Source organism: Desulfoplanes sp., assembly GCF_054921335.1.
This window is the reverse complement of record NZ_JBUDSQ010000071.1, coordinates 1-13289: the sequence shown is the minus strand read 5'-3', so window position 1 is coordinate 13289 and position 13289 is coordinate 1. Positions and strand designations below refer to the sequence as shown.

Genomic DNA, 13289 nt, shown 5'->3' with positions numbered 1-13289 from the left:
AAATATAAAACATATTTTTAGCAGGTCATCCTTTCCAATAACCCATCCGGAATCACGATGAATCAAGACGATACCATGCTCACGCGTCTGGCCGAACTACTCCTGGAGAAATCCTACATGGAGGGGGCATTTGTGCTCACCTCGGGCCAAAAAAGCGACTATTACTTCGACTGCAAACAGACCGCCCTGCATCCCGAGGGGGGATGGCTCATCGGTAACATATTTTTGGATATGATCGCCGATCGCGGGGATATCCAGGGAGTGGGGGGGATGACCCTGGGGGCGGACCCACTGGTTTCCGCAGTGAGTGTACTCTCCCATGTCAGAAAGATGCCCCTGGCCGGATTCATCGTCCGCAAGTCATCCAAGGGGCATGGAACCGACCAGTATCTCGAAGGATTGAAGAATTTCTCACCCGGCGACCATGTGTGTATGCTCGAGGACGTGGTCACCACAGGGGGGAGCCTGATCACCGCGTGTGAGCGGGTGGAAGACCAGGGGTTGGTCGTCTCTCAAGTGCTCACTGTCCTCGACAGGGAGCAGGGGGGGAGAGAAAGATTGGCGGAGGCCGGGTACAATCTCGGGGCGATTTTTACCCGTGGTTCCCTTGTGCGCATGGGGCGTCCACTGTAGCGATGGAACAGACATTCTAACTGGTTCTTTCGGTATAAGGAAACTTGCGGGCCCATAGGTATGAAAGGAACGTATCGTCATAGGTTGTTGTCATGCATGCTATGTACTCTGGTGGTGTGCTTCCCCGGGATCTTGATGGCACGCGGGGGGCAAGCACACAACTTCTCCCATCCCTTTGGTCCGGATTCCCTTTTTGCCGTGGACAAGAGTACCCAGACCCTGTTCTATTTCAGTAAGAACAAGGATTCCAAGCAGCTCGCACTGGTACGCACGATTCCGTGTACCACGGGAAAGGTACGGGGGGACAAATTCCGGGAAGGGGACCTGAAGACACCAGAGGGGATCTATTTCATCCAGGGAAAAAAAGACCGTGGGCTCAATTTCAGTCTGTACGGGGATCTGGCCTTTGTTCTCAATTTTCCCAATCCCGTTGACCAGGCAAAGGGAAAGACCGGACACGGCATATGGATGCATGGCCGGGGAAAACCCATCCAGCCCCATGAAACCAAGGGATGCGTCGCCTTGAACAATAGCGATATTCGATCCCTGAAAATGGATGTTCGGGTAAAAACCACTCCCGTGGTCATCAGTGACGCCATTTCCTGGAACACTCCGCCCGGTCAGAACGATCCCACGAGCAATCAACTCATCTCTCTTACTGAACATTGGGCTAATGCGTGGGATGAAAAATCACCAAGATTTTTTACCTATTACAATACTGAGTATTTTTCTAACGGATTTACCCAGCGTAAAAAAAGACTCTTTGAGCGGTATGCATGGATCGACGTGGTTATCGACAATGTCAGGTGTATCGAGGGGCCCGAATACTGTGTCACCTATTTCGACCAATTGTACAACGCTCCCGGATTCTCTTCAGAGGGTGTAAAACGGCTGTATTGGAAAAAAACTCCACAGGGCGGATGGAAGATCATTGGCAGTGAATGGTTTGAAGCCCCTACGGATCTCCATAAAAAATATGTACATAAATTATCCACTGAACTCTCCACCTGGCTCGAAAAATGGCGGAAAAGCTGGGAACAAGGGGATGTCCAAGAGTATGCATCGTTTTATACCCCCCATGCTATCCAGGGAAAAATACGGGGACGTTCGGCCATTGCAGAGCACAAGGAAGAACTTGTGCAACAGGGCAAGGCTCCCCAAGAGATCCTGCTGGGAACCCCTGGGATCAGCAATAGGGGGAGGAACACCGTCCAGGTCTCGTTCCTCCAGGATTATGTTTCTGTAAGCGGGTACAAGGATAAGGGGATGAAGACGCTCACGCTCATCCGCATGGGGGAGCAAGAGTGGCGGATTACCCGTGAAATATGGAAAAGGATGGATGAATGAGCGACCATAAATGCAATATTTTGATCATGCACGACGACAGCAGTGTCCGTCGTGTCCGGATCAGTCACGGATTTCTCAGAATCATCGTTTATCTACTGATTATCCTTGTTCTTTGTGCTGGATTGGGGGGGTATGGTGCGGTCTATTTCTGGAAGGAAAATAAGCAATTACAACAGGAAAACAAAAAACTCCAGAGAACCGTCAGCCAGAATACCGTGGAATTGAAACGGTTGCACAATATTGAAAAACTCGCTCGGAAAGATGACAAGGAAGATATAGCATCCATAGTAGCATCTTCATTGGCCCAAAAGGAAAAACACCCCCCACGGAGAGACATAAACCTGGTCGATATTCTAGGAACGGTCGATAAACATATTGTTGAAGTCAGTAATGTGCAGGTGAAATTCAGACACAAAACGATGAAAATTTCTTTTGATGTCAATAAACAAAACGATAACAGAAAGCTTGTTGAAGGGGACGTTTCTCTCGATCTTGTGACGATTTCCGGATATATTATCATGCTTGAGGCAGAGCAGAATTTAGGATTTGAAATACGCAATATGAAACAATTTCGTCTTAATATTCCTTTTCCTGGAGATTGTTCTCAGAAAGAAATATTTGGCGTACGCATATCTATCAACTATCCTGCAGACAACATGGTGTTCAGTGAGACCTATCCGCTTTCTCGTGCTCTTTTGTAGTCTTTTTTTGGGGGGACTCGTACCTTGTATCTGTCAAGGAAGCACAGCAGGACATAGGGTATATACGTTTTTTGGGAATACCCAGTACCCGCTCCGGGTCCATTGTATTACCGGCGAGCGGCCCGGGCCGACGATCATGATCCAGGGGGGCATCCAGGGGGATGAAGATGCCGGATTCATCGCCGGGCAGATCCTCACGCGGACCAAGGTCCGGGCGGGTCGGTTGATTGTTGTTCCACGGGCGGACGTCCCCTCGATCAATATCCATAAGCGGCAGTGCAATGTCGATCTCAACAGACGATTCGATAAAGACCATGACCGCTTTTTTGAAGACCGATTGGCCAGGGCGATCAGGTTCGTCATCGGCAAATGTGACGGGTTCATCCATCTGCACGAGGGGAGTGGATTCTATACCCCAAAATATGTGGACGCATTGCATGGTCCGCACCGGTATGGACAATCCGTCATCATCGACACGGATGTCTACCAGAGCAATCTGTATCTGGGAGAGATGGCAACCAGGGTTATTGATCGGGTGAACCGGGATATGGTCCCCCGTAAATGGGGGTTCAACCTTTTCAATACCAAGACGTTCTCACCGTCGACCCCCTATCCGGAACAGCAGAAATCACTGAGCTTTTACGCTGTCAAGGAATTGAACATTCCGGCCCTGGCGGTCGAGGTGAGCAAGGATATAAGGGATCTCGACTGGAAGGTCCGCCAGCAGATCAAGGTGGTCCAGGGACTTTTGCGGGAGTTCGGCCTTGTGTGTACCGTTCCCCGTATCGGTACCGACGAGATCAAAAAATGGCACCACACGCCGGTCCTTCTACGTATCAACGACCGTTTGGTGGACAAGCATCCTGTGGTTCTCTCCCCGTACATTCCTTTCAGTGTAACCCTGGTCCATCCGGCAAAGGACCAAGGGGATGATCGGGAATATGCCGTATACGCACAGGGAAGAGAAGGGTACAATCTTGTCAATAGCGAATATATTCCCCTGTCTCCTTTCGATACTCTCCAGGTCGTCGTCGATGGGAAACGTGTTGCCGGGATTCCTGTCCAATGGAAGGGTACGTGGTCCCATAAACGCAAAATCGACAATCCCATATGGGTCTACTCCCTGAATGACAGGATCCACTATACCCCTTCCGGATCTGTTGTGGAGGTATATGAGGGCGATCAGCTCATACTCGAGGGGATCTGGCATGGGAAACAGGATGAGATCCTGAATATCAAGGGGTATGTATCAGAGAAAGGGCGCAATACCGGGCAGGACGCACAGTCACCGCTCATGGTCAGTACTGCGAGTTTCATGCATAAATACCTGGACATGGACGAGGGATACTGGCAATTCCGTGCCGTTAGAGAAACGGCTGGAACCGTTGATGATTATTTACGATTCAGGGTACTCCCCCGTTCGGTAAAGGCGATCGAACTGCAGGATGTGGGCGCGGGGAAGACCATCCTTCCGACATGCATGGAACGTATTCAGGTCCGTCCGGGAACATACACGGTCAATGACATCTGGACCCAACGGGGGGACGACGAGACCATGGTCATGGTCGATGAGTGGCCGGTTTCCAACGGACAAACCATGGTCTGGGAGGAAGGAGAGTCCCACTCCATCGGTCTGTATGGTTCAAGGGACCTCAAGCCACTACACACTCTTCGCGTCCGTGTTTCCCTCCCCCTGCACCGGGAACGCCTGACTGCCCTGCAGAAACGTACAAACATGGAACCGGGGGGAACAGAAACCACCGTCCAGTAACCATGCCTGTGTCCGGGAACGACCATATGACATCCACATAACCAAGCAGACAGCGGGGGTACGGGAAGATGTCCTTTTTTGTCGCCTTTCCTATGCGTTTATTGGCCCATAACAAAAACATCTTTGACACCTGCGTTACCAAAAAGGTCAACGTGGAAATTGGATTCGATGCCCAGACCTTGGACAATCTGGATCTGGGATACCACACGTTCCTGTCAGGTGAATTCTACAAGGCAGGACTGACCTGTGCCGTCCATCTTCCTTTTTTCGATCTCCACCCCGGTAGCCCTGATCCCTTGATCCGCAAGGGATCCAGAAAAAGGCTGACCGGGGCCCTGGAAATAGCCAAAATCTATCATCCCGCCCATCTTGTCGCCCATACAGGATTCCAAGAAAACTATGCGGACTGCTTTTCCGAATGGTCGACAACCGCTCTGGAGACCTGGCGGAGGGTACTTTCTGTCTGGCCGGACCACCCGTGTATCTATTTTGAAAATGTCTATTCACGGGAACCCGGGGTGATGTGTGATTTTCTTTCCGAACTCCATTCCGAACGCTGCCGTTTTTGTATGGATGTGGGCCACTGGTTTTCATTTGCTCGGGGGGCGAACAGTAGAAATTTCTCCCTCTGGCTCCAGAAACTCGGTCCCTTTTTGGGACATGTCCACCTCCATGACAATTGCGGACTCAGGGACCGACACCTCGGGATGGGGGCAGGAAACATTCCCTGGGATGAGGTTTTCTCGAGCCTCGAACTCATGGAACTCGAACCGACCATCACCCTCGAACCCTATTCGTCCAAGGATCTGCAGGACAGCTTTTCCTTCATGCTGGAACATATGGCCTGGTTTTCCAGACTCGGTGTGAGCAAAAGCCAGCTTTTGGATATCATGTCCACTAAAATTCCCGACTATTTTTAGTACCTTACTCGTAAAAGTCCGCCGTAAAAAACAAGAAAATCCGACAACCGATTGAACGTAAAATTAAAATTGCAACTTGGCCGCATTAGTATAACTATCTGATTTTTAATCCGAAATATTTATAACAATTCTTTCCTGATTTTTTGGAGGTCCGTGTGAACATAGGTTGTCCAACCGAAATCAAGAACCATGAGTACCGCGTCGGCCTGACCCCGGCATCCGTCCATGCCTATACCGACAACGGGCATGCGGTCTTTATCCAGAAAGGTGCCGGACAGGGCTCGGATATAGCCGATGAGGAGTATATCCAGGCGGGGGCGACCATCCTTCCAACAGCCTCGGATGTCTGGGAACAGTCCGATATGATCGTCAAGGTCAAGGAACCGTTGCCGGCGGAATATCCTTTGATGCGCCCCGAGCAGTTGGTGTACACATATTTCCACTTCGCGGCGAATGAAAAGCTGACAAAGGCATGCATGGACAGCAAGATAACCGCCCTGGCCTATGAGACCGTACAGGAAGACAATGGTCTTTTGCCCCTGCTAAAACCCATGAGTGAAGTCGCCGGACGCATGGCACCGCTCATGGGGGCGTTCTATCTCGGCCGTCCCAAGGGCGGAAGAGGGGTGCTGGCCACCGGGGTACCCGGCGTGCTCCCGGCAAACGTCGTGGTCATCGGAGGGGGGACGGTCGGTGCCAACGCGGCCCGTGTAGCGGCCGGTCTGGGGGCACGGGTAACCATACTGGATATCAACCACGCCGTCCTCGAACATCTGGGAAACATCATGCCGGCCAATGTTTTTCCGGTCTACAGTGACCATATCAATATCAAGAGAACACTGGGGCGGGCCGATCTGGTTATCGGTGCGGTCCTCATTCCCGGGGCCAAGGCACCCAAGTTGGTCACCAGGTCGCTGCTCAGGTCCATGCGTCCGGGCGCGGTCATCGTCGATGTGGCCATTGACCAGGGCGGGTGCACGGAGACATCGGTCCCAACCACCCATGACGCCCCTGTTTACGACGAAGAGGGTATTGTCCACTATTGTGTGGCCAACATGCCCGGGGCCTATGCCAGGACATCGACATTCGCCCTGAACAACGCGACGATAAGGTACGGTCTGCAATTGGCCAACAAGGGGGTCGAAAAGGCCTGTGCCGAGAGTAGGCCACTGATGCGCGGAATGAATATCTACAAAGGAACCCTGACCTGCGAACCGGTTGCCGATGCCTTTGCCTTGCAAAAGGTCTGTCGTCCTGCAGGAGACCTTTTCTAATCCTTTTCAGGGTCTTTCGTGCATATCCCATAAACGGTCAGCGCGGCGGTCTCCAAGGGCGGTCGCGCTGATTCTGTTTGTGGGATCCCGGAGGATGTGGAAAACCGGGCATGCTTCGAGTATCAGATTCAGGGCACGGGACACCACCCTGCCCCTACCATGGAATTCTATATATGAATGTTTATCTGGAAGTTGTTATTGTCTGCCTGACCCTTGCCTGGGTTCTGGATCTTGTTCTGGAATACAAGAATCTTTCCTGGCTTTCTCCAACCATTCCAAAGGGATTTGAAGATGTCCTGGATCCACAAACCTATGCAAAAAACCAGGACTACACCCGTGCCCAATCCCGATTTTCCATGATCAAGGGGACCTTTGATTTTCTGGTCCTCATCCTGTTCATTATGCTGGGAGGGATCGGCTGGCTGGACGAGCTGGTTCGGTCCTTTGGTTGTTCTTCCCTGGTGACAGGGCTCATCTATTTCGCTCTACTCGGTCTGGCATCGGATCTTCTGTCCATTCCTTTTTCCCTGTACCATACCTTTGTGCTCGAGGAACGATTCGGGTTCAATACCACGACCATGGCCACGTTCTGGTCCGATCGGCTCAAGGGGTATGTGCTGGGTGGCGTTCTCGGGGGGGGGCTTCTGGGTGTTGTGCTCTGGTTTTTCATGCGCACTGGTGGTCAGGCCTGGATCTGGTGTTGGGGGTTCACCACCGCATTCATGCTCATCATGCAATACCTGGCTCCCCGGTTCATTCTTCCCCTGTTCAATACCTTCACCCCCCTCGAGGACGGTGAACTCAAGGATGCTGTCACACGATTCGCCGATAGGGTCGGGTTCACCCTCTCTGGCATCTTTGTTATGGACGGATCGAAACGGTCCTCCAAATCCAACGCCTTTTTCACCGGATTCGGGTCCAAGAAGCGGATAGCCCTCTTCGATACCCTCATTGCCAAACATACGGTCAAAGAGCTGGTGGCCGTCCTGGCCCATGAGGCAGGGCATTACAGATGCAAGCATATTCTCAAGGGACTGATTATCGGAATTTTCAAGACAGGGGTGGTTTTTTGGCTCATGGCCCAGGTGATGGGGTCGTCGTCATTAGCAACGGCCTTTGGGGTCAATGAACCTTCCGTGTACACGGGATTGGTCATTTTCGCCCTTCTGTACACCCCCATATCCCTGGTTCTCGGACCGGTGAGTGCCTATGTCTCCAGGAAACACGAATTCGAGGCCGATGGGTACGCAGCAACCCACATCGATACCCCGGAGGATCTGATCGCCGCCCTGAAAAAGCTCTCGGTGAGCAATTTGTCCAACCTCACCCCCCATCCCTGGTACGTGGCGTTCCATTATTCCCATCCCCCGGTCGTGGAACGGATCCGGGCGATTGGATTTTCTGAACCTGGCCTGACTGTTCAAGGTATACCCCATCCAGAGGGGGAAAAAGAAAATGCGGGGCATGACTCCGCGTAAGGCACAGCTCGTGCCGACCAGTAGGAGACCCGATCCATGCATGGGCAGAAAAGCGCATAGGGTTCTTCCACTGGTTGTTGGGATGGTTTTTCATCTCTATCTTTTGTATATAATCATTGCCACCTGCTCTTCCACCGCGTAATACCATTTCTACTTTGTTCTGTTTTTTTGGGGAAAGTCAGATCCGCAAGGTAGAAGCGGCTTCCAGCCGCTTTTCTTTGGCCAGAATTTAGTAAAAATGGTATAATATCCAAACCTGTCTTTTCGTGGCTATACCCCCCTTACGGACGCTGCTGCAAAAAGTCGAAAATCTCGATTTTTTTCAAATTTTTTTAATAAAAATTTCAGCTAGTTGAAAGCTCAATTTTTCAAATTATGGACTTTTTGCAGGGGCATCCTTACGGGATCCGATCCAGCCCTGCGGAGAAAAAACATGTCCGATAAATCGTCCTCTCTCCATGTCGGGATTGTGGGCAACGGTCCCCAGAGGCATACCCTGTTGCAGTGGTTCGCCGACGGCACCTACCGGTCTGTTTTCCCGGACAGCACGTTGACCGGAATAGTGGCGGGGGAGATATCCCCTGATCCCGGTTTGGTCAGGGAGTTGGATCCATATATGGCAAAGGACCTACCGGACCTGCTCCAGTCCCGCCCCAAAACGGATCTCTTACTGGTGGCCGAAGACGACCCCGCATTTCTCGCCGCCCTTAGAATGGACGTTCCTTCCCGTGTCTCCATCCTCGATTCCCGGGGCATCTCCGTTCTCGAATATTCGGTCTCCAGAGAAAAGTTCTGTTCCACCTGCCGGGGCGATCTGTCCACGGTCCGCTCCATGCTGCGGGTAGTGCTCGACGAGGTTACCGATGATGTCCTTTTTCTGGATAGCAATCGGAACATCCTGGATGTGAACATCAACGTCTGCAAACGTGTCGACCGTCCGCGTGAATATTTTTTGGGCAAGCCGAGCTGGAGTGGGTGGGACCGCAAGACCGTGGCATGGGAGGACAAAGAACCCGATCCTTTTGAACAGGCACTCCAAACAGGTGGGAAGAGCGAGGGCATACACATCCGGATCGATGCCAAGGGGAAGCTCTATTACTATCGGGTGTATGTCTATCCCATTCTGGATGAACGTTCCAACATGGTTTTCTTTCTGGAGATGCGCCGGGATATTTCCAAGCGAACCTACATGGAAAAGCAGCTCCAGCAGTCCGAAAAAATGGCCGCTTTGGGAGAGCTTGCCGCATATATTGCCCATGAAATCCGCAATCCTCTGGTATCCATCGGCGGGTTTGCCGGATCATTGTTGAAAAACGAGGAGCTCCCCGGGGCTGTCCATAACAAGGTCCGGATCATCCTCGACGAGTCAAAACGGCTCGATACCATCCTCAGGGGAATCCTCAATTTTGCCCGGCCAACCCCCCAGGAATCCAGCGTGGTCGATGTGAACAGAATAGTCGAAGAGACCATGCAGGTCATGGGCATGGGATGTGAAAAGCAGGGGGTCCATCTCAAGATGGATTTGATACGCGAGCTCCCCTCCGTCCACGGAAGGGGGGAGGCGGTCAAGCAGAGTTTGATCAACGTGGTCAAGAACGGCATCGAGAGTATGGACAGGGGGGGAGAACTGGTTGTGTCCACCCGGGATGCGGATGGGTTTGTCAGGATCGAGGTCACGGACACCGGTACCGGGATCGACAAGGAGCACCTGGAGAATATATTCAGTCCCTTTTTCAGTACCAAAGAGAGCGGATCCGGCCTCGGGCTGGCCATGACCAAGAAGGTCATCGAGGAGATGGGCGGGAGTGTCGAGGTGTCCAGCAAGAAGGGACAGGGGACAACAGTCGCCCTGCTCCTCAAGAAGAACGACGCGGGGGAGTGAGTGCTCGGATGGTAAACCAGAACCACTTTGAAACACGGAGTTTTCAAAATGGATTTTGGATGTACTTCCAAGGCAACCAAATCGTAGGGGCACGCCTTGCGGATCGTCGCTTGGATCAGGGGTTCGATAACAACCCAACATTCCACAATGGTTTTGGTTGAGTCCGGCTCGTTTTTTTAGAAAATTTGGAAAGTTAAGAGATCCGTAATGTTGATTGTTGGGAGAGGTACCTGACCCGTTACAATTTTTTATATATGAGGATTATTTGATGTCCACCATTGTACTTGCCACGGGCAATCAGGGAAAAATCCGCGAATTTGCAACCATGTTCGGGGAGCTCATGCCCCATGTCACGGTGTGCGGGGTGAAAGATTTTCCGGATATCGGCGGGATCGAGGAGACCGGGACCACCTTTGGGGAGAATTCCCGGATCAAGGCCGAGGCGGTGTCCCGATTGACCGGGCATGTGGCCGTTGCCGACGATTCCGGTTTGGAGGTCGATGTTCTGGGCGGGCGGCCCGGTGTGTATTCGGCCAGGTTTTCCGGTCCCGGGGCCACGGACGAACGTAACTATCTCAAGCTGTTGGAGGAGATGAAGAATGTTCCCCAGGAGCGACGCACGGCCCGGTTCGTGTGCGTCATTACCGCCTTTGCACCCAATGGTCAGACCCTGGTCGCCAGGGGAACGTGGGAGGGACACATAGCCCGGTCTCCCATTGGAGAAAACGGTTTTGGGTACGATCCGGTTTTTTTTGACGGGACGGCGCAAATGACCTCGGCCCAGATGGACCAGGCCATGAAGAACAGCCGGAGCCATCGGGGCAAGGCCCTACAATCTCTGCTTGAACAATGGCCCCTTTTTTGGAAAAAGGTTGGGCATGTTTGACTGTTTATGTAGGAATTTGGGTACCGACCACTGGTTGCAATAAAATTTTGTATTCCAGAAGATACGACTGGGGAGGCACATAGGTCGGGCTCCTGTAATGTATTGAATTTTGGATTCTGGTTTTGGGAAACAGACCTGAATAGTTACTGAATCTTTTTTATGAATGGAATGTATTCGACTCAATTTCTACCGGGACGAACAAGGAGTGAGATATGTGCGGGATCATCGGATACGCGGGGCACAGGCCCGCTTTGCCCATCATTGTCGAAGGACTCAAGAGTCTCGAATATCGGGGGTATGACTCAGCGGGCATTGCCTATAAGCGGAAGGGGAGGATCAACGTGGTCCGCTCCGAGGGCAAGTTGAGCGTCCTGGAAAAGAAGCTCGAACGGATCAACACCCTTTCAGCCACTTACGGGATCGGGCATACCCGATGGGCCACGCATGGCCTGCCCACGGAAAAGAACGCCCATCCGCATATCGATGAGCAGGGCCGCTTGGCCCTGGTGCATAACGGGATCATCGAGAACTACCAGGAACTCAAGGATGCCCTGGAAAAGGAAGGACATAGGTTCTGGTCGGACACTGATACCGAGGTCCTTGCCTATCTGATATCCAAGGGTGCCCGGATCAAGGATTCTATCCCCGAGGCCATCTCCTGGGCCCTGAAACAGGTGGACGGATCCTATGCCTTCGCCCTCATCGACCTGGAAAATCCCGGCAAAATATGGGCCGCGCGCAACGCCAGTCCCCTGCTTCTGGGTATAGGGGCGGGTGAGAATTTCGTGGCCTCGGATATCCCGGCCTTTCTGCCCTATACCCGCGAGGTCATCTTCATCGAGGACAACCAGATGGTGGAGATGGATGCCAATTCCTGGAAGCTTTTCGACGTGGAGACTCTGGCCCCGCTGAGCAAGAAAAACCAGCATATTGCCTGGGATCTGCAGGCGGCCCAGAAGTCCGGGTACAAACATTTCATGCTCAAGGAGATCTTTGAGCAGCCCCAGGTCATCCGTGACTGTCTGTCGGGGCGTGTGGATGAGCGCAAACAGGTACTCGACATCCCCGAACTCAGAAGCATGGACGTTCCCAAGCGGTTGAGCATCGTCGCCTGCGGGACCTCCTATCATGCCGGGTTGTGGGCCAAGTATATCATCGAATCCTGGGCCAAGATCCCGGTTGCCGTGGAGATCGCTTCGGAGTTTCGCTACCGGAGCCTGGTTCTGGACAAGGACGATCTGGTCCTGACCATCAGCCAGTCCGGGGAGACCGCCGACACCCTGGCCGGGATGCGTATTGCCCGGGAAAAGGGCGTACCGGTGCTCGGACTCTGCAATGTCGTTGGATCATCTGTTGCCCGGGACGCTGACGCGGTCATCTACACCCAGGCCGGTCCCGAGATCAGTGTGGCCTCGACCAAGGCCATGTGCAGTCAGTTGGTACTTCTGACCCTGCTTGCCTATTACTGGGGTGACAAGAAGGGGGTGCTGCGTCAGGAAACCAGGGACAAGATTCTTCCGGGCCTGCTCGCCCTTCCCAAACAGCTCAAGGAAGAGCTGCCCATGATTCGAAAAAAGGCCAAGAAACTGGCCAGGGAATATGCCTGGGCCAGGAGCTTTTTCTATCTGGGACGAGGGGTCAACTTTCCCCTGGCCCTCGAGGGTGCCCTGAAGCTCAAGGAGATTTCCTACATCCATGCCGAAGGGTATGCATCCGGCGAAATGAAGCACGGCCCCATCGCCCTGATCGATCCGGACTTCCCGACCTTTGCCCTGGCCCTGGACGATTTTCTCCTGCCCAAGGTCAAGTCCAACCTCAAGGAGGTCCAGGCACGAGGCGGCAAGATCATCGCCCTGACCCACAAGGGGGCCAATATCCAGGAAGACGATACCTGGGTCATTCCCCGGGTCAGCGAGCCGCTGGGCAGTTTCTTCGTTCTCCCGGCCCTGCAGCTCTTTGCCTATGAAATGGCCGTCTACCTGGGCAAGGACGTGGATCAGCCCCGAAATCTGGCCAAGAGCGTCACGGTCGAATAGACGCAAGGGGGGCAGGAAATGGCGTTTGTGGGAGAACAAGGGAAACACACCCTCACCCGGTAATCGTGACGTACATCCCGCTTTATGTGACAATGCCCGTTCTCTCTTGACCTCCGGGCTCGAGAAACGGGCATTGTCACGTTGATCAGTGTTGCAATCATTTTATGGAGAAATAGAAAAACCATGGGGCAACTGGAACATATAGAGGCCATCGAGAAGAGACTCTGGACCGCAGCAGACACCATGCGGGCCAATTCGAACTACGCCAGCAATGAATATTTTCTGCCCGTCATGGGCCTTATCTTCCTTCGTCACGCCTACAGCCGTTTTCTGACGGTGCAGGAGGAGATAAAGGCCGATC

Annotated in this window: 11 protein-coding genes; all 11 read left to right on the top strand. The window is 52.8% G+C overall.

The features are described 5' to 3' along the window. Positions 1 to 57: 57 nt before the first annotated feature. The gene (gene pyrE / locus ACY692_RS12185) at positions 58 to 633 is read left to right on the top strand and encodes an orotate phosphoribosyltransferase (RefSeq protein ID WP_462325643.1); all 576 of its coding nucleotides are present in this window, start codon (positions 58 to 60) and stop codon (positions 631 to 633) included. A gap of 135 nt (positions 634 to 768) precedes the next feature. Next, positions 769 to 1980 carry a L,D-transpeptidase family protein gene (locus ACY692_RS12180; RefSeq protein ID WP_462325642.1) on the top strand — a complete coding sequence of 404 codons (1212 nt, stop codon included), beginning with the start codon at positions 769 to 771 and terminating at the stop codon, positions 1978 to 1980. Then, positions 1977 to 2681 carry an FtsB family cell division protein gene (locus ACY692_RS12175; RefSeq protein ID WP_462325641.1) on the top strand — a complete coding sequence of 235 codons (705 nt, stop codon included), beginning with the start codon at positions 1977 to 1979 and terminating at the stop codon, positions 2679 to 2681. The genes ACY692_RS12180 and ACY692_RS12175 overlap by 4 nt, the downstream gene beginning before the upstream one ends. Further along, positions 2647 to 4452, top strand: a complete 1806-nt coding sequence (locus ACY692_RS12170) for a M99 family carboxypeptidase catalytic domain-containing protein (RefSeq protein ID WP_462325640.1) — start codon at positions 2647 to 2649, stop codon at positions 4450 to 4452. The genes ACY692_RS12175 and ACY692_RS12170 overlap by 35 nt, the downstream gene beginning before the upstream one ends. Before the next feature lie 68 nt (positions 4453 to 4520). Continuing rightward, entirely contained in the window at positions 4521 to 5372 is an 852-nt protein-coding gene (locus tag ACY692_RS12165; protein WP_462325639.1) for a sugar phosphate isomerase/epimerase family protein, read from the top strand. Between the two features lie 155 nt (positions 5373 to 5527). Next, the gene (gene ald / locus ACY692_RS12160; RefSeq protein ID WP_462325638.1) at positions 5528 to 6646 is read left to right on the top strand and encodes an alanine dehydrogenase; all 1119 of its coding nucleotides are present in this window, start codon (positions 5528 to 5530) and stop codon (positions 6644 to 6646) included. 173 nt (positions 6647 to 6819) lie between these two features. Continuing rightward, complete coding sequence (locus ACY692_RS12155) at positions 6820 to 8124, top strand: M48 family metallopeptidase (RefSeq protein WP_462325637.1); 1305 nt, start codon at positions 6820 to 6822, stop codon at positions 8122 to 8124. Positions 8125 to 8557: 433 nt separating this feature from the next. After that, positions 8558 to 10006 (top strand): two-component system sensor histidine kinase NtrB, encoded by a 1449-nt coding sequence (locus ACY692_RS12150; protein WP_462325636.1) that lies wholly within the window; start codon positions 8558 to 8560, stop codon positions 10004 to 10006. A 268-nt stretch (positions 10007 to 10274) separates the two neighbouring features. Further along, positions 10275 to 10892, top strand: coding sequence for an XTP/dITP diphosphatase (locus tag ACY692_RS12145; protein WP_462325635.1), 618 nt, complete (start codon positions 10275 to 10277; stop codon positions 10890 to 10892). Positions 10893 to 11104: 212 nt separating this feature from the next. Continuing rightward, on the top strand, positions 11105 to 12928 hold the full coding sequence (gene glmS, locus ACY692_RS12140; protein WP_462325634.1) for a glutamine--fructose-6-phosphate transaminase (isomerizing): 1824 nt from the start codon (positions 11105 to 11107) through the stop codon (positions 12926 to 12928). Between the two features lie 183 nt (positions 12929 to 13111). Beyond that, on the top strand, positions 13112 to 13289 hold a 178-nt coding region (locus tag ACY692_RS12135; RefSeq protein ID WP_462325644.1), incomplete at its 3' end, for a type I restriction-modification system subunit M N-terminal domain-containing protein.